Here is an 18,498-nt window from a genome sequence, read left to right on the forward strand (position 1 = left end):
TCACGGAATTATTTATCTTCCTGATTAACCTGAATCCTGAAAATCCATCTTCCAAAGTTTACATCATTTGCTTTCTTCTTTTTGCATTTCAGACGACTGGGGTTTGGATTCCATTCCCGAAGAAGCATTTTTTACAAGCCGGGTTGTCTGGACAAGTTTTTTCAGAGTTCTTCTAAGGCTTCTCATGCCTTCGGAATCTTCTGAGACTCCTTCTTCCCCTTTGTCCTTCGACCAGAATGTCCCCCCCAGGTTAGCTCCGAAAGAGCCTCCTCCCACAGGTATCATTTCGTTGATTACATAAAAGTTCAGGATTGCCTGGATTGCCAGTTCCTGTCCCCCTATCCTATCTCCTCCGTCTGCAATGCCCATTCCAACTTTATTCAAAAAAACCTTTGGGTTTTTGGCAACTACAGCCCTGCATCTATCCATAATTGTTTTGGTCTGAGCGCTCAGTGTTCCCTGATAAACAGGAGTTCCGATAATCCAGGCGTCTGCCCAGATCATTTTGTCGTATAGCTCGGCTGAAATATCATCCTTGTGAATGCAGCCTTCCTTTGTTTTTAAACAGAAGTCGCAGTGGATGCAAAAGTTCAGCTTTTTCCCTTTTGCGGAAAAGTAATCGGTTTCTGCACCATATTTTTCTTCCGCAATTTTCAGTGCTTCCCGGACCAGAAAATCGGTTGCCATATTTCTGGGACTTCCGGATATTCCGAGAATTCGTATAGGTTTGGCTTCGGTTTCTTGCATGTCCCCCTCCGAATTATAAGTAAAATTATGTATATAAGCAAATATATCTATATGTTGGTATATCTTTCGGGTAAATAATTTTATGCCTGAGTAGTTATATGCTTGAATTTTTTTAATTTTTCCCTTTACAGCTTAAGTCTTTTGTATATCGCTATCGTGAGGAGGAATAAGCAAATTGTTCCGTCTCCGAGGATTGTATTTTCCTTTTTAAGGATTAACTGCCACGCAAATCAAGGATATATTGAAAGTCTCTTCACCGAAAAGTTTATCTAGATATTATTGAGAAGCCGACCTATTAAGTTCCAAAAACTGAGAAAGTATGAGACGTCATGAAGCATTCGTTCGGAAACGCGACGCACTCAAGAAAACAAAAACAGGTATTATGTGATTTGAAACAAAACAAACGCTTTCAAAAAACAGGTGATTTAGAACAAAATAGATGATTTTGAACAAATAGGTGATTTAGAACAAAATAGATGATCTCGAACAAAATAGATGATTTCGAACAAAAATTAATCCTGATCTTATTAAGAAAATAAATTGGATTGACTCCCAGTTGATGAACTGAGAGTTTTCCAATAAGAAAAGATCTTATCCACAGTTTTCAATTCTATTGTCGTGGATATTTACACCAGTTTCTTTTGTATTTAAGTGCACCACTGCAGGGGCAGGTAAGTCATGGAAATAGTTGCCAGAAGCTTCTATGTTTTTAAGAGTTCCCTGTAGTTCCAGACCTGCGTATCCACCACCGGAAGTAGTACATTCATTGTTTTTCATGACCCCATTGGTAACGGAATCGAATCTAACGGACGAATTAGTCCGGTTGATAAAGTTACAATTCTTAACTGTGATGCCGTTTACATGATAGGCATATACACCATCGTGTCCGCATTTATTTACAGTTACGGAATCTATCACTACGTTGCTCGATTGTGAAATGAGCATTGCATCATTACATCCATTCTGGAACGTAACATCCTGAATTGTTAATCCGTTGCAGTTTACTATAGTTGCCATGTTATAACAGGAGGTCCCGAGCCTGACACCAGAATAATAATCGGACTGGCTGCCATCAACAGTTATGCCTTTTATTGTAACATCGCTTGCAGAACTGCCTCTAACCATAAGCATGGCTTTCTTCTCTGAAATACTGCTTTCACGCCCACCCCAGACTGGTAGTCCTTTGGCAAGCTTAATCTTTGTACCGGAATCTCCTTCAAGGACTGTGTTACTGCCAATCTGGAGAGAATCGCTTATATCATATGTGAACGGGCCTTTAAGGTGGACAGTTGTGCCCGGGTTTTGTGCAGCAAATTCAAGGGCCTGGTTAATCTGGACATCATCGGCTTTTCCATCACAATTGTAGTCTCCACTTCCGTCTCCAGCAACAGTTACTACCTTTGTACTCTGAGCGCCTAACGCAGCCGGTACAGTTGTTAAAATAAGGCATGTTACCAGGAATAGGGTTCCTAGTTGTCTTTTTTGCATCGTATCACCTTTGGGTTGGATTTTTATAGGGATTAAGTGAAATCAAAAAACATACAGTAAGGTACTTTTTTCCCAAATATTCTCAAAATTTCATATTACGTACTCGTAATACTTACTTTTCCGAACTAATCTAATCAGGTAGGGATTTTGAATTCTTGAATAGAACTCTCTGATCAGGTCGGCTCTATACGGGTATTCAGATTCCTATTACGTCTGCGTAATATTTTTTGAACCTATCCAATTCGGTTCTCTGCGATTTAGTGGGGCGGACACGTTGCACACAGAGTATCCACTCTCCAATAACGTATAGGGATTAGTCACTGGAGGTGGCCGGAAACTAGAAGTTTTGGCTTCTACAAATTAAAACCACTACTGACCACAGGATAGTAGCCTTCTGGTCAATATCATTTTATCTAATACGGCCTTTAGCCAGATCAACTCTATTTTTTAGAAAGTTTTGATTTATCATTATTGAATTTCTGAGTTGACACCCCTGGTTATGTGATCCTATTATAAAATATTTTTGGTATTATATTAAACAAATTTATATTGTATATAATTATTTAAGGATATTTCAGGTGTTTAAGGAACAGAGAAGTAAAATATTACAAAGGGAATTTAAATAAGTAGTTCAAATAAAAATAATAATAATAATAATAATAATAATAATAATAATAATAATAAAAATAATTTTATAAAATACAAAGAAGAAGCTGTGAAACAAAGACCATATTATCATGTAAATTTTGATGTTGATTTTATTTATGTGTTAAACTATTAACAGAATAACTACTGACAAGAACCAGCCATAAACGCAAATCGCTTGAAACTGAACCCCATAAATGAGATTAACTCTAAATGCGTAACTCTAAATGCGTAACTCTAAATGCGTAACTCTAAATGCGTAACTCTAAATGCATTCATTGCAACTCAGACCTTGCCAGCTAGAAAGATATGTTGTTTCAACAGTAAAAAACACAAAATGGGTCAACATTACTTAAAGAGCAAAGATACTATAGTGAGGTAAATCAGCATTATCATGAAAGTAAGGCAGCAGTAAAGTAACGATTTTCGCTGCTTTCTATCTTTAAAATGCCAGTGTAAAAGGAGAATTATTGATCTCATTTTCAGCGCTTTCCTCTAGTGTCGGGTCAACCGGAAAATGTCGTATAAAATCGATTGCAATTATTCGGAATTATTAAATCCTTGATGATTGACTCGACACTAATTTCATGACAACTTAATTATTGAGCATAATCTTTTATAGCTTTTCATCAAAAGATAGCGATTAAGAGTTAATATATGACCAATAACTAAATTTTCAAGACATAAGTTATTCTGATGTCAAAGTTGAACCCCTCGAAGAGTCCATTTGCACAATTCATACAGTTAATATTCGCCTGATCGCTGCGGAATTTTCGTTGCATGGCATTTTCCAATATAAACCTTTTGGCCAATTTGAAAGAATAGTTTTCTTCGAAAAAGCCCAGTTTCTGTTCATGATTCAAGTCAGTACAGTTCTAAACTGTGGTTTCAAGTGCCAGTTTCTGGAAAAGTTTTTAAGGTATTAGGACTTACGCACTTGAAGCACAAAACAATAGCATTAAACCCATAACTTTTCAAAAATGAAACAGTAATTATGGCGTTTACTGCACTTGATTTGCAGCATAAGTGCGTAAGTTCCAGGTATGATTATCTTTCTTTAGTGATTTAGGTTTGAAAAGTACTGAGGAAGAACAAATAATAAACCGTTTTTATACAGATGCTTTTATATAATTTGATTAATACAGTTAAATATATATAGATTCTTAAATACTGTTATGTGAAATCATATAAGGTTTATAATTAATGTCTATTATAACGGATATTAATTATTATTTAATAAATATATTTTGGGGACAAAAAACGACCCATTTAATTAATAGACAGTAATCAGGAGTAACTTGAGATGAAGTTCGGAATCGAATTTGTGCCGAGCGATCCCGCCTTAAAGATCGCATATTACGCAAAGCTCTCAGAACAGCAGGGATTCGACCATGTCTGGATCACTGACCACTACAACAACCGTGATGTGTACTCCACTCTTACCGTTCTTGCCCTGAACACAAACAGTATCAAGATCGGTTCCGGTGTTACAAACTCCTACACCAGAAACCCCGCAATTACAGCATCCAGCATTGCCTCAATTGCCGAGATCTCAGGCGGAAGGGCAGTTCTCGGCCTTGGACCTGGAGACAAAGCGACCTTCGATGCCATGGGCATTGCATGGGAAAAGCCTCTTGCAACCACCAAAGAAGCAATCCAAGCAATCAGAGGCTTTATTGCAGGCCAGAAGGTCTCTATGGACGGAGAAATGGTTAAGTTTGCAGGTGCCAAGCTTGCTTTCAAAGCTGGAGATGTCCCTATATATATGGGTGCTCAGGGCCCCAAGATGCTTGAACTTGCCGGTGAGATCGCAGACGGAGTCCTTATTAATGCTTCCCACCCGAAAGACTTCGAAGTAGCTGTAGAACAGATTAAGAAGGGAGCCGAAAAAGCCGGCCGTGATCCAAACGAAGTTGATATTACAGCATACGCTTGTTTCTCAATTGATAAGGATCCTGTAAAAGCAGTCAATGCCGCAAAAGTAGTGGTTGCTTTCATTGTAGCAGGCTCCCCTGACCTTGTTCTCGCAAGACATGGAATTCCTGTCGAAGCCAAGAGCCAGATCGGTGCAGCTATCGCCAAGGGAGACTTCGGAGCTCTTATGGGTGGACTTGTTACCCCTCAGATGATCGAGGCATTCTCTATCTGCGGAACTCCTGATGACTGCATGAAGAGAATCAAGGACCTTGAGGCAATCGGAGTTACCCAGATTGTCGCCGGATCTCCAATAGGTCCTGACAAAGAGAAAGCAATAAAACTTATAGGTAAAGAAATCATTGCAAAGATGTAAGTTTATTACATCTTGCATAATTTTTTTTAATTTTTTATTATATTTTTAAAAAACGTCTTGCCGGTAAGGCAAGAATATCAAGGTGTTGGAGGTAACTAATTGCCACCAAAGATTGCAGAAGTCATTGAACATGACGTATGCGCAGCCTGTGGAGCATGCGAGGCCGTATGTCCTATAGGAGCTGTAACTGTAAAGAAGGCGGCAGAAATCCGTGATCCAAACGATCTGAGCCTGTATGAAAAAGGAGCTGGGTATCTTGTCTGTGAAGGTTGCTTAACCTGCAGCAGAATCTGTCCAGTAGTAGACGGCTTCATTGAGAATGAGCTTGCAAATGTGCGCACGTTTTTTGCCGCAAGGTCCAGGGAAAATGCTGGCAGCCAAGATGGAGGAGTTACCAGTGGTATCCTTAAGTCTCTTTTCAAGCAGGACAAAATCGACTGCGCAGTAGGGATCACTCGAAACGAAAAATGGGAACCAGAAGTCGTTTTATTGACAAGTGCTGAAGACGTTGAGAAGGTAAGAGGAACCAAGTATACTTCTGACCCGGTTGTCGCAGCCCTCCGGGAAGCCTTTGAAAAATATGATCGGATTGCAGTTGTCGGGGTGCCCTGTCAGGCTCATTCTGCGCGGCTGATCAGGGAAAATGTAAGCGAGAAAATTGTGCTTATCATCGGACTACTATGTATGGAAAGTTTTTATCATGACGTAATGCTTGATAAAATAATCCCGGAGATTATGAAAGTCAAGATAGAAGACGTCAGAAAGATGGAGTTCACTAAAGGTAAATTCTGGGTCTACACCAGTGACGGCGAGGTTCACTCCGTGCCTATCAAGGATGTAGCCAAATATGCCAGAAACCCCTGCCATCACTGCTGTGACTACACTTCAGTCTTTGCCGACATTTCTGTAGGTTCGGTTGGTGCTCCGGATGGATGGAACTCTGTGTTTATAAGGACAGATATCGGAGAGGAATACTTCGATATGGTCCGCGAAGAAATGGAAATCATGGAAGATCCAAAGCCTGGCCTTGAGCTTGTAAGAAAGCTTATTGATATGAAGCGCAAAAATAATGCTGAACATTTCAAAGAGGTCTGCAAAGAGTTCAGCTTTGAGACAGGAATTCGTGACGAAACTGTATGAAATCAGAATATATAGAGAATAAATAACAAGTGTATCATTGGAGGTTGAAATACGGGATGACGCGAGCTTTTTATATTGGACGTTTTCAACCGTATCATTTTGGTCACCATACCATAATCAAGCAGATTGCGGAAGAAGTTGATGAGCTGGTTGTAGGCATAGGAAGTGCTCAGAAAAGTCACGAATCAACTGACCCATTTACGGCAGGAGAAAGGGTTTTGATGGTGTACAACGCGCTTGAAAATCTCCCAATCCGACACTATGTTCTCCCTATTGAAGATATCAAGTATAACTCCATCTGGGTCCATCACGTTGCGTCCCGAACGCCTCATTTCGAAGTAGTATACTCGAATAATCCGCTGGTTATTCAGCTCTTCCAAGAGGCTGGAGTTTGCGTAAAACAATCTCCTCTTTATATCCGGGAAAGATATTCAGGAACGGAGATTCGGAGACGAATGGTTGCAGGGGAAAAATGGGAACACCTTGTTCCAAAGTCAGTCGTCGAAGTGATAAAGGAAATAGACGGAGTAAACCGCCTCAGGAACGTTTCAGCCAGCGATAACAATTCTTCCTTATAAAAGTGGTTACTCTTATGAAGTTTGTATAATCACTTTGAAATCTTTCTAGATTCAGTATAGCTTCTCTTCAGTTTTTATTTTTCTTACTTTTAGTTTTTCTTGTTTTTGTTTATTCTTTACATTTCCTCTTCCATTATTATTTCAACCTTCTTTCCATTTTTCTGTTCTCTTTAGGAATGATGAAAATATAACTTCAAATTTACAGTTCAGGAATAGATCCATAATTTCATTATCTTAAATCTGTGTGTAGATTATTCGGTGACAACTGCATAGTCTACACATAACTATTTGTCTCTATCCAGGTATGGCTAATACTCTATTATTTTTTTTAATAAGTTCACACAGCCAACAGTTGTAAGTAAATTAAAGAGAAAATGTTTAATAAAAGAAACGACTATTTCTAATTGTGAACTCTTATAACTTTTTCGTAAAGATGTTGGATCATTTTCTATGTGTTTTGTAATACTGCGTTTTAATTTTTAACCTTAATTTGACATATAAGGTTAATTACTGAAATTGATGCTAATACTGAGCACGTTGAAGAGTACCTATATTTTCGAAGAAGCAAGAGGCAAATAAAAACATAGAACAGACTGTTTATTTTTTAACTGTTTGTTAAGAAATAGCATAGAAAGATCACTCAATCATATGAAAATATATCTCCCTGTTAAATCGGGGGTTTTAATCCGGAAGAGTATATTTTCATTACCAGTGAAAATAGGACTTAAAAATCGATATCTTTGAACATTTTATGGTTGAGTGTATACTATGGAGGGTATAAAATGAGAAGAACTTTATTCAAGACAATATGTATTTTCACGTTGATCTTCTTTGTCATGTCAATGACAGGAGCAGCCGCATTCAACACCTCATGCAACAAGAACAAGTGTAAAACAGATGCAATAAACGATACATTCAATTGTAAATGCAAGTCTTGTTGCTATAACGTGCTGAGTAATGACAAAGGATGCAACCTTAAAGTTACATCTACAGGATGCTTTACTACCAAACTGGGCGGCAAGGTATGTATGAAGAGTAACGGTAAATTCTGCTACACAAAGCCAGCGAGTTGCAAAAAATCTTGTATTGACAGTTTCAAATACTGTGTAAAAGGTAAGGATGGAAAAACCGATTGTGCAACCGTTAAGATTAAAGTCAGATGCTAAAAATGTTCATCAGGCGATTGTCCTGCCTGTTGTAACGGAGCAATTTAAGGGAAAAGGAAGTGTTAATCTTCCGGGGATCCAGTCCCCACATCCCTTACCAATTTCCTCCTCTATTTAATTCAGAAATAATTAAGTTCCAAACAATTAAGGAACAAGATCAATCCAATCAATTGATCCGGGTTTATAGTCCAGCAATTCTTTTTCACTGCCACTTAAAATATGATCTACTATTTTTTCTATGTGTTGTCCTGTCTCTTCAATGCTCTTTCCTGTTGTATTTATCTCAAAAACATTCTTACACCATTCAAAGGCTTCAACCAGGATCACATCGAGAGCCTCAGCCTCAATATTTTCCCTTATTTTCTCTTCCGAATAGCCACGTTCTTCCAGCCTTAATTTTAACTCAGCAGGATACAGCCTAAGTACAATCACGATATCTGCGATGTAATGGGCAAGATGACTCTCAAGAATTATTAGCTCATTTTCCCTTCCATTAATCATCTCTTTAAGACGCTGTCTGACAAGTTCCATATCCGCAATAACCGCATCCCTTTCCTCATCGATCTCGGTGTAAAGATGCTCTTCTTTGATCATTTCGTTAAGGTGGATTACTTTCCAGTGCCTTTTTTGTTCAATAAACTTACTTACCGAGGTTTTTCCAGTCCCTGGCGTACCGGTGAGTCCTATTAACATGGAAAAAAGAATGGATTTATATCAATTATACTTAATGCAGCCCTTAAAAATTATTCGAAAAATATTTTTTACAAAACACACCAGTCTAAATCTTCATGATACACCAGTTTTATACCTTTCTGATATGCCAGTTTTATATTTTTCTGATATGCCAGTTTTATACCTTTTGAGCAAACACTCAACAACATATTTCTAATCTAGAGATTGTAGTTCAAATCACTTTATTCTTTCAAAGTCCCGATAACAGGAAAGTCCTTAAACATTTCAGGCCCATGAGGTGCCTCGTCCATTTCTTCAGTAAGGTCTTTTCCTGCATCGTGAAGTCCCTGGTGTATACCATCCTCCCATAAATAGCTGTCTGAGACATCATAGACCTGGCCCTGATAGGCAACATAAATCTTTCCATTTTTACCATTATACTCTGCAAGTTCTTCAAGTGTGTATTCTTTCAATTTCCATCTCTCCATTTCAATTTCAATTTCAATTTTAATTTTAATTTTAATTTTAATTTTAATTTTAATTTTAATTTTAATTTTAATTTTAATTTTAATTTTAATTTTAATTTTAATTTTAATTTTAATAACTCATTTGACTAAAGCTTTCAGTTTCAATTGCAGTCACACATTTAACATTCTTAACATCTCATTGACCTCAGTAGTAGGAAGTTGACATTGAAAGTTCTGGCAGACGTACGCAGTAGCTTTTCCATCTATAGGAACCTGCTCTTCCGTATATTTTGCCAGCTTTGTAATTTCAGGATCCTTTCCTTCAGGTCTGAATATCAGCACTTTATTAGGAATAAAGTACGTCCAGAGTTCTTCGAGCATCTGTCCAGCGTCCGGAGATTCATGCTTTCCGGCAATTACCACTTGATAAGATGGGCCCAGACCAAAATCAAGAGCTGATAAGAACTGCGTATACCCGGAGGGGATTTTTTTGATGAGTTTTGAAAAAGCGCGTTCAAGCCCTTGAGCTCTATCTTCCAGCTCGGAATCTGCAGTTATCCTGGAAAGCCTAAGAAGATTCAGCATCTCAATAGAATTTCCTGAAGGTATGGCTGCATCCGCAAACTCTTTTTTCCTGAAAATAAGTGACTCGCTGTCGTCAGCAGTAAAGAAAAATCCTCCCTGAACGGGATCCCAGAAGTGATTGAGAAATTCTCTGTTAAGGCAAAGAGCCGCTTTAAGATAATCCAGTTTAAATCCTGCCTCGTAAAGCTCCAGGAGTCCATGGACCAGAAATGCATAGTCATCTGCCGTTCCGGAAATCCCGGATTTTCCGTCTCGATATCGATGAAGCAATCGCCCATCGGGACTGTAAAGTTTCATGAGAATGAAATCCGCAGCTTTTTCGGCAGCTTTCAGGTATCTCTCCTCGCCAAAGGCCTGGAAACCTTTTGCAAGAGCTGCAATCATAAGTCCATTCCAATCAGTTAGAATCTTGTCATCTTTTGCAGGTCTTTTACGTTTATTTCGGGATAACAGGAGTTTTTCTTTAGCCATTTTTACCCGGCTCTCAACTTCATCAGCAGAAATTTTTAGTTCGACCGCAAGCGATTCGAGAGAGCGAGGCATATAAAAAATATTAGTCCCGGTTTTTTTACCTCTTATTTCTTCTTCAAAGTTACCTCTTTCACTGAGATTAAACACCTTTGTAATCAGTTCTGACTCCTCGGGACTAAGAACCTTTCGGACTTCTTCTAAAGTCCAGAGATAGTACTTTCCTTCCTCCCCTTCTACATCAGCATCTTCCCCACAATAAAATCCGCCTTCCTGAGATATCAGATCTCTTAACACATAGTCAAGAATTCCTTCTGCTGCTTCCTTATACAGTCTCTTTCCGGTAACCTGATAAATTTCAGTGTATGCAGTTGCAATAAGAGCCTGGTCGTATAGCATCTTTTCAAAGTGAGGGACAATCCATGTATTATCTGTAGAGTAACGGTGAAAACCCGAACCCAGGTGGTCATGGATTCCTCCCCTGTACATATTTTCCAGGGTATATTCAACCATATGAAGAGCTTCAGGGTTCCCGCTACGTCTCCAGTATCGGAGCAAAAATAATATTTTGTGTGGGGTAGGAAATTTGGGAGCTCTTTCGAAACCGCCATATTCGTTATCAAAGGAAGTCAGTAGCTCTTCGTAAGCTTCCTCCATTATTGATTTCCCTATGCCCTCTCCTGCTGACTCTGAGATCATATTCTGGATCGTAAACGTGATTTTATCAGCCGACTCAAGGACCTCTTCGTGCTGCCTGTCCCAGATTTCCTCTATTCGAGGCACAAGCTCGAGCATTCCTGTCTGGCTAAAACGAGAATTTTTAGGGATATAGGTTCCTGCAAAAAAAGGCTTCATGTTTGGGGTCATGATGATATTAAGAGGCCAACCACCTCTTCCAAGAATAATCTGGCAGACTGTCATATAAACATTGTCAATATCCGGCCGTTCTTCGCGGTCTACTTTTATGCAAACAAAAGCCCTGTTCATGAGTCTTGCTACCTCTTCATCCTCAAATGACTCATGTGCCATTACGTGACACCAGTGGCAGGTAGAATATCCAATTGATAGAAAAATAGGTTTATTTTCTTTTTTGGCTTTCTCAAAAGCTTCTTCTCCCCAGGGATACCAGTCCACAGGATTATATGCATGCTGGAGGAGATATGGGCTCTTTTCATTTATCAGACGGTTAGGTTTTTTGTTTTCTTTTCCCAGTAAAATCCCTCCAACTTTTCTTCAGGCTTTTATTTCTTGCCAGGCAAGCATTCTTTCTTTAAGGACTTTGGATATCCCTACGTTTTCCCTGACAAAGATTCTGAGAGCCATTATTGCCTGCAAACCTGGAAGAGATGCCTTAGCAGTTTCTTTATCAGTTATTGTCTCAGTTTCCAGTAGTTTTAAACGATACTGACGACGAACTTGCCCCGAATTTACAGATATGGCATGTTTCGATGTCCCTACTTTTTCAAAATAAGTCCTGCCGGAACGCAGATTAAACTCGTTAATAATATCCATTCTAACTCCCCTGGTCTAAACCTATCTCCATAAATTTCATGCTGAACAAACATGATATTCTTTGAATAACATGCACAACCAATGAAAGTGCTTGCAGATGGCAGCATTTTCATGCTAATGAATGGCAAACTCTGGAGTGGATTAATCTGTCCCTAATACAATGATAATTTTATTCAAGTTTCTTGTAAGTCTTTAAACTGAAAAATTAGGTACAGCCAATTTCCCCACTTTAAATACTCGTCTCCTGAATATCAATATATCGGTATTCGAAGAGAAGTTATTTACTAGTAAATTAATAAGTCAGACCAGCTATTTTAGAAGCAATATAGGCAGGAAACTTCCGAAACATGGAGATTCGTTTCATATTAAAGTTCCTGCACTTTATATAGTTTAGAAAAAAAGTTAATTAACTGACATGGCACTATTTTATGCTATTTTTTTAGATAGCTGCAACTACGGAACATTTCATGAGATTGCTTGCTTTTAAATGGACTGAGGTTGCCCAAACTCTTCACTTTTTTCCTCACGAGTTCCCATTTTCAGGAAATTTACAACCTTTGAGACTCTATATGATTGCTCCTGCTTTTTTTCGGCTTCTCTAGCTTGATATACCCTAACCGAGCGAAGAAGGTCGATTTTTCTGAATTCTGGCCAGAAAGGAGCACAGAAGTAAGCTGCACATTCACTTCCGTTAGCCTGCCAGGGAAGGAAATTTGAAACCCTTTCATCGCCTCCGGTGCGGATGACAAGATCCACATTAGGAACCGAGATCCCTGGGGCCGGATACAGATGTTTTGAAATTAGGCTTTCATTCACTTCCTCAAGAGAGAGTTTCCCATTGGAAATACAGACTGCAATATCGCGGACTGCCTGAATGATATCCTGCCTGCCTCCATAGGCAATGGCAACGTTCAGGTAAAATTTTCCGTAGTTTTTGGTGGCTTCTTCTATATTTTCAATTGATTCATTCAGAAAAGCAGGTAATTTTGACCTGTCTCCTATGACGCGAACCTGTGTTTCTTTTTCGTGTGTCCTTGGGTCAGAGTAAAGTTTCAGTAAATTTTCGTTAATAACATTGAAGATCTTGTCGACTTCTTCTTCGGAGCGCTTAAAATTTTCTGTAGAAAAAGCGTAGAGAGTAAGCTGCTTTACGCCGATCTCATAACACCACTCAATTACTCTTTCTGTAGCTTCTCCCCCCATTACATGCCCGAAACTTGAATCCTTTCCCATTTGCCCTGCATACCTGCGGTTTCCATCCATAATCACAGCTATATGATGCGGAATTTCTGAATTCAGAATCTTTCTCTGGAGTCTTCGCTCATACTCATTGTAAAATATACGGAAGATGCGGTTTTTCAAAAGACGGAGCCCTGCACGAAAGATTCCCCTTCTCTCAGGTATAACATTTAATTTTTTTATGCGTTTTCCTCCTGAAAATATCCAGATCTGAAGACTATCCGCGTAGATTTCTCGCTTAATAAAGCTTAACGCATTCTCTTGTCCAAGATATTAATATCTCTTTTGCTTAATAATTCTATTTGTTGAGTCAATCCCCAAACCAATTTTGTCCTCAAATTAGTAAAACTTAAAAACTATTTTTGTGATCAGAAAATCGATTGATTACTCGGGACATGGCATTCAGAAAAGTGATTTTGAGTGTTGGAATCGCTGTTTACACTGAGAATCTATGTCAGACGTAAAAATTGAATGCACTACAGCTCGTTTTGTTGAATTAAATTTTAGAAGCCTCCAGCTCTTCCATCTTCCCAGTTTTTGCGTGAAGTAAATCATAGTATCTCGAAGCAAGATTCAAAGCCTGCAGTCACTCCATTATTTTCGCTACTTTAGCAGAATCAGTAAGCAGTTTCAAAATTGTTACCTAAAAACAGATAGCGAGAAGAGTGGCTCAGTAGTTTTCAAGCACAGAGCCAACAATGTTTTTATAACTTTCTTTCAGGGAATAGACGTTGTGATCTCCGGTGACATTTATGCTCAAGATCCCGAGCCTTGTATTCATAAGCCCGACCATAGCCGAGACTCCACGGTAGCTTACCTCAAAATTTCCTTTATCCAGGTAATCGTAAACTTCACCGGTGGTGAACTTGTCTCCGGTCAGGAAGAGATTGAGCACAACCTTGCGTATCCCGTTTTCATCCCTGCCGAGATACTTGATCAATCTCGCTCTTACCCTTTCTTCCGCAGTTTGCAGTTTCGGACACCTCAGTTAATGATTGAATTATATTGATTTAGCATTATATTGTTCACTATTCTTTTAGTTATAAAAAGTATACGACCTCTGAGTAGAGGCGCTAAGAAACGAATACCCTATATCCTTATCGTTTATATATTTTAGGATTGCTTTTTTGAATTATTTATATAAAGTACAAATTTAATATTAACACATAAGTTTTAGCACACTGTCAACGACAGTAAATAATCCACGTTTTTTTCAGATTAAAATTCTCCGATCTCGATGCTTAAGGAAGTTTGAGAACTGTAAAGTATGTTAAAGAATTAGGAATAATTTATACGAAACTTAGCTATAAATCTAAGCATAAACGACAAAGATACATCACATAGAAGTGGAAATAACACAGCTGGGCCCGGCACCTGCAACTCTAGAAGCACTTTCCGGATAAGATTGAGGTAAGGCAGGAGTTTTTCTCGATCCGGCCTTTGAATCCTTCTTCAGTAAATATCAATAAATAAAGAGCGTGGAAACTATATACTAAACCTAGCATATGTAAGTGGACTACATGTACAACGATTATTTAAAGTTGCCTTTCCCTGTTTCTCTTGAACATATCCCTTACCTGTGGCAACAGAGTGATGTTCTTGTTTTTCTTGTTGACCTGGATAATTATGATACATTCAATACAAGTTACCTCAGCAGGATAGAACTGGAATATCTCGAGAGGTTGAAGACAGATCACTTTAAGAAAAGATATATTGTCTCCAGAACGGTTTTAAAACATATCATATGCAAGGTTGCTAATGAGCGATCCGCCTCCGAAATATCCACATACAAAAACGAAAATGGGAAGGTCTGTGTCCTTAACCACAATGAACTATGCATTTGTATATCTTATACCGAGAGCCTTGCAGCCCTTGCAATCTCAAAGGTTGATGTTGGTATTGATATTGAACTTGTGAGAAAGCTGTCTCTTAAAAGTATTATTAAAAACCTGTATAAGAAAACTTCACTCATGGACGAAACTGTAGATGAAACCGATTTTTTAAAAATATGGACTTTAAAAGAAGCCTATTCCAAGTTTTCAAACAAAAAGATGCATCTCATTTTTAATAGAGAACTGGACCTCAACAGTGTTAATCATTTAACCTGGATTATAGACAACAAATATTTATTCTCTATTGTAACCTGTTCTGAATCGCACATCATCGATATAAATCGTCTTCAAAAAATCGAATGTACCTGGGACTGAAGATTTTCGATGAAATTTAAAGTTTAAAAAAGTAGTTTAAAATTCTGCACATTTTTCTATATTTTTCGGGTTTATCTGTGCGCATATGAATAGCCGATTGTATGGAGAATATACTAAATATATATTTTTATTGTGTGAATAAGGGATATCATCCAATGAATCCGAATGCAAGCAATTGACTTTACTTGAATTTGATCTCCACCAGCGTTTTTATCAGCCAGGAAGTGACTCAAATTATTTATATAGTTGTATTACGTAATTATCTCTTGGGACTCACGTCATTATGGGCAGAAATGCGTTATTTATGATCACTGGTCCGCTAAACAAAACGCTGGGGGTATTAATAAATGGAACAAATAAAGAATGATATAGTCGGTTACTTAAAGGCTAATTCTTTTATGGACAGTAACAGCAGTTTGAAAGATAATGATTCTCTCACTCAAACCGGTATTATAGATTCCATTGGCTTGCTTGAGCTTATGGACTATATCTGTGAAAAATATTCTATAGAGATTCCTGAAGATATGCTGACACCGGAAAACTTTGATTCACTGCAGGGAATCACTAATATGATAACTAAACTGGCGAAGTGAAAAGTCATGCGAATTGATGCGTATATCACTGAGTACGCTAGAAAAACTCCTCAAAGCATTGCCCTGGAAGAGGGAAAAAGTTCAATTTCCTATGACTGCCTTGACAATGATATAAACTCTATTGCTTCGCCTTTAATGGATTTTAACCACTGCCGATTTGCAATACTGGCCGAATCAGGCATACTGTATGTGAAAATACTCATGGCAGTATATCGATCTGTTAATATCGCAATTCCTCTACCAACAGAATTTCCCAAATTCAGTCTTGAGAAAATCCTTGATGCTGCCCATGTCAACAATATCATCACAACCGATACACAGTACTCAAGATTTGGAGAGGATTTTTTTGAGCGTTTTGGAACTGTAATAGTGGTTTCCGGCAATACTTCTGGAGAGATTTTGCGCAAGAGGATTGAAGTCGAAAAAAATAATCCGGAACTACAACTGGTTCTTTACACTTCAGGCACGACAGGTACCCCAAAAGGGGTAATGTTAAGCGACCGAAATCTGGCATCAAATGCAGAATCAATAATAAAGGTACTCAGGATAACTTCCAGAGATAAAGGAGCACTGGTGATATCCCCACATCACGCTTTTGGGAATTCCATAATTAACTCCCATCTGGTATCTGGCAGTTCAATCAGGATTGGAAATATGAATTTTATAGACTCTGTTTTCAACCTTATAGGGTCAGGTGTATCAATATTCTATGGGGTACCCAGTACCTACCGTATACTCCTTCGATATCCAGATAGATTCAAAAGGGTCTTTGCAGGCGTTAGAACCGCTGCATCGGCAGGTGGAGGGATGGATGAGGATATTGTAAAAGATATAAGGGGATTAACTCCAGATCTGGAGATTCTGCCTATGTATGGGCAAACTGAAGCTACGGCAAGGCTTGCCTACCTGCCAGCAGAAGATGTAGATGAGTTCGTTGGCACTATAGGAAAAGCAATTCCAGGGGTTACACTGGATGTCTTTGATTCCGAGTACAGACCAGCAAAACCTAATATTACGGGTGAACTGGTTGCTACAGGAGACAACATTATGCTGGGTTATCTGGATGATGAAATCGCCACTGAAATGAGAATTATAAACGGATGGCTGCATACCGGCGACCTCGCACAGAAATTACCCAACGGATATATCAAACTACTGGGACGCAAGGATGATCTTATAAAAATCGGTGATCATCGCATTAACCCAAGAGAAATTGAGAGAAATATAGAGGAAAATAACGAAGGATCCAGAGTTTTTGTCGTACCTGTGCACCATGAGCTTATGGGGACCGCAATTAGCCTCATGGTCATACCCGGAGCAGGGACAGAAATTGAAAAGCTGTTTGCGTTCTGCCGAAATAGCCTGCCAGGCTACCTGTGCCCAAGAGAAATACTATTCATTGATCACCTTCCCTTGAGCGAGAATGGGAAGATATCCAATCGATCCATTATAGAGGAATACAAACATGTCAAAGCTAGTATGTAAAAAGTGTGTTCTGGATTCCGAGATTCCAGGTATACAAATTAATGAGGAAACAGGCCTCTGCCACTTCTGTGAGACATATACTCCTCTTAGTTCACAGGAAAAAAAAGAATACCTGGCCAGAATAGAAGAACTTTTTAAGCAGTACGGTGGAAAGGGGAACTACGATATAATTTATGCACTTTCAGGTGGGAAAGATTCGTCTTACACACTCTACAAGCTCAAAAAAGACTATCCCTTCCTTAAGGTACTGGCTGTGCAATTCGATAACGGATTCACTTCGGAAAACGCAATAATAAATGCAAAAAAAATGTGCAAGATCACAGGATGCGATTATTTCCAGTTGACAATGGAAAAGGAAATTCTTTATGATACATTCCGAAAAGCTGCAAAGTCATACGATGCATTTCCAAAGTTTGCCAAATATCGAGCCAGTGATATATGCAATGTTTGCATCACTATTATTAAACAGAAATTGATAGAGCAGGCTATTCTTCAAAAAGCACCCTTCGTTGTATTTGCCTTTACAGCTGGACAGTCTCCTAATCCCATAATCAACCTATCAGTCAATTTTATCCAGTGGTCTAGAAGCTTATTTGAGAAACAGCTTCAGAAAATAGGCATTGATGATAAGGATGAAATTTTCCTCCTGAAAAAAGAAGTTCTTGAGAACACAGGTGAAAACGTTCCGAGTATTCTGCATCCTCTGTGCCTATGGGATTACAGTGAAGACAAAGTGCTTGAAACCCTTCTGGAAGTCGGGTGGGAACTTCCGGGAATCAGTGACAGCAATTCAACTAACTGTACGTTGAACTCCTTTGCCTGCTACAACCACATGGAGAAATATGGGTTTCATCCGTATGCCTTTGACGTAGCAGGGCTTGTTCGAAGCGGGGAAATGTCAAGGGAAGAAGGGTTTGAAAAAATTAACCAGGAACTGTCACAGCCATTGATAGAAGAGGCTGCAAGAAAGCTTAAACTGAAAGTAAAAAAATCACAAAAAATGCTTGTTAAAATCTGAGTATAAAATAAAGAGTTAACTGTATAAATTAGATTCAACAGTCTAACTTGAACAGTCTAACTTGAACAGTCTAACTTGAACAGTCTAACTTGAACAGTCTAACTTGAACAGTCTAACCTAAACATCTAACCTAAACATCTAACTTGAACAGTCTAACTTGAACAGTCTAACCTAAACATCTAACCTAAACATCTAACC

At 38.6% G+C, this 18,498-nt stretch carries 15 protein-coding genes; 7 read left to right on the forward strand and 8 right to left on the reverse strand.

The window, feature by feature from the left end:
* Positions 1 to 63 precede the first annotated feature (63 nt).
* Positions 64 to 747 carry a flavodoxin family protein gene (locus FXW07_RS10805; protein ID WP_229395446.1) on the reverse strand — a complete coding sequence of 228 codons (684 nt, stop codon included), beginning with the start codon at positions 745 to 747 and terminating at the stop codon, positions 64 to 66.
* Positions 748 to 1,338: 591 nt separating this feature from the next.
* A complete protein-coding gene (locus FXW07_RS10810) occupies positions 1,339 to 2,235 on the reverse strand; it encodes a right-handed parallel beta-helix repeat-containing protein (protein WP_229395447.1) in 897 nt (298 codons plus the stop codon).
* Between the two features lie 1,948 nt (positions 2,236 to 4,183).
* Here FXW07_RS10810 and mer point away from each other — a divergent pair.
* The 3 genes from mer (at position 4,184) to FXW07_RS10825 (ending at position 6,888) form a co-directional block, all read left to right on the forward strand.
* Positions 4,184 to 5,170 carry a 5,10-methylenetetrahydromethanopterin reductase gene (gene mer, locus FXW07_RS10815; protein WP_229395448.1) on the forward strand — a complete coding sequence of 329 codons (987 nt, stop codon included), beginning with the start codon at positions 4,184 to 4,186 and terminating at the stop codon, positions 5,168 to 5,170.
* A 99-nt stretch (positions 5,171 to 5,269) separates the two neighbouring features.
* A complete protein-coding gene (gene fpoF, locus FXW07_RS10820) occupies positions 5,270 to 6,310 on the forward strand; it encodes a F420H2 dehydrogenase subunit FpoF (RefSeq protein WP_229395449.1) in 1,041 nt (346 codons plus the stop codon).
* Between the two features lie 56 nt (positions 6,311 to 6,366).
* Positions 6,367 to 6,888 carry a nicotinamide-nucleotide adenylyltransferase gene (locus FXW07_RS10825; RefSeq protein ID WP_229395450.1) on the forward strand — a complete coding sequence of 174 codons (522 nt, stop codon included), beginning with the start codon at positions 6,367 to 6,369 and terminating at the stop codon, positions 6,886 to 6,888.
* Positions 6,889 to 8,198: 1,310 nt separating this feature from the next.
* Here the strand turns inward: FXW07_RS10825 and FXW07_RS10830 are convergent.
* The 6 genes from FXW07_RS10830 to FXW07_RS10855 form a co-directional block, all read right to left on the reverse strand.
* On the reverse strand, positions 8,199 to 8,747 hold the full coding sequence (locus tag FXW07_RS10830; RefSeq protein WP_229395451.1) for an adenylate kinase family protein: 549 nt from the start codon (positions 8,745 to 8,747) through the stop codon (positions 8,199 to 8,201).
* A gap of 221 nt (positions 8,748 to 8,968) precedes the next feature.
* The gene (locus FXW07_RS10835; RefSeq protein WP_229395452.1) at positions 8,969 to 9,199 is read right to left on the reverse strand and encodes a cytochrome b5 domain-containing protein; all 231 of its coding nucleotides are present in this window, start codon (positions 9,197 to 9,199) and stop codon (positions 8,969 to 8,971) included.
* A 165-nt stretch (positions 9,200 to 9,364) separates the two neighbouring features.
* Positions 9,365 to 11,380, reverse strand: a complete 2,016-nt coding sequence (locus FXW07_RS10840; protein WP_346655649.1) for a thioredoxin domain-containing protein — start codon at positions 11,378 to 11,380, stop codon at positions 9,365 to 9,367.
* 99 nt (positions 11,381 to 11,479) lie between these two features.
* Positions 11,480 to 11,758 carry a hypothetical protein gene (locus FXW07_RS10845; RefSeq protein ID WP_229395453.1) on the reverse strand — a complete coding sequence of 93 codons (279 nt, stop codon included), beginning with the start codon at positions 11,756 to 11,758 and terminating at the stop codon, positions 11,480 to 11,482.
* Between the two features lie 483 nt (positions 11,759 to 12,241).
* A complete protein-coding gene (uppS, locus tag FXW07_RS10850) occupies positions 12,242 to 13,120 on the reverse strand; it encodes a polyprenyl diphosphate synthase (protein ID WP_229395454.1) in 879 nt (292 codons plus the stop codon).
* A 547-nt stretch (positions 13,121 to 13,667) separates the two neighbouring features.
* On the reverse strand, positions 13,668 to 13,937 hold the full coding sequence (locus tag FXW07_RS10855) for a DUF2551 domain-containing protein (RefSeq protein ID WP_048109002.1): 270 nt from the start codon (positions 13,935 to 13,937) through the stop codon (positions 13,668 to 13,670).
* 580 nt (positions 13,938 to 14,517) lie between these two features.
* On the opposite strand from FXW07_RS10855, the gene FXW07_RS10860 reads away from it, so the two are divergent.
* The 4 genes from FXW07_RS10860 (at position 14,518) to FXW07_RS10875 (ending at position 18,300) form a co-directional block, all read left to right on the forward strand.
* The gene (locus FXW07_RS10860; protein ID WP_229395535.1) at positions 14,518 to 15,204 is read left to right on the forward strand and encodes a hypothetical protein; all 687 of its coding nucleotides are present in this window, start codon (positions 14,518 to 14,520) and stop codon (positions 15,202 to 15,204) included.
* A gap of 347 nt (positions 15,205 to 15,551) precedes the next feature.
* On the forward strand, positions 15,552 to 15,797 hold the full coding sequence (locus tag FXW07_RS10865; RefSeq protein ID WP_048118143.1) for an acyl carrier protein: 246 nt from the start codon (positions 15,552 to 15,554) through the stop codon (positions 15,795 to 15,797).
* Between the two features lie 6 nt (positions 15,798 to 15,803).
* Complete coding sequence (locus FXW07_RS10870; protein WP_229395455.1) at positions 15,804 to 17,282, forward strand: class I adenylate-forming enzyme family protein; 1,479 nt, start codon at positions 15,804 to 15,806, stop codon at positions 17,280 to 17,282.
* Positions 17,263 to 18,300, forward strand: coding sequence for a hypothetical protein (locus FXW07_RS10875; RefSeq protein WP_229395456.1), 1,038 nt, complete (start codon positions 17,263 to 17,265; stop codon positions 18,298 to 18,300). Before FXW07_RS10870 ends, FXW07_RS10875 begins: the two co-directional genes overlap by 20 nt.
* Positions 18,301 to 18,498: the final 198 nt, after the last annotated feature.

This window comes from Methanosarcina sp. DH1 (genome assembly GCF_020804205.1).
Lineage (GTDB): Archaea > Halobacteriota > Methanosarcinia > Methanosarcinales > Methanosarcinaceae > Methanosarcina > Methanosarcina vacuolata.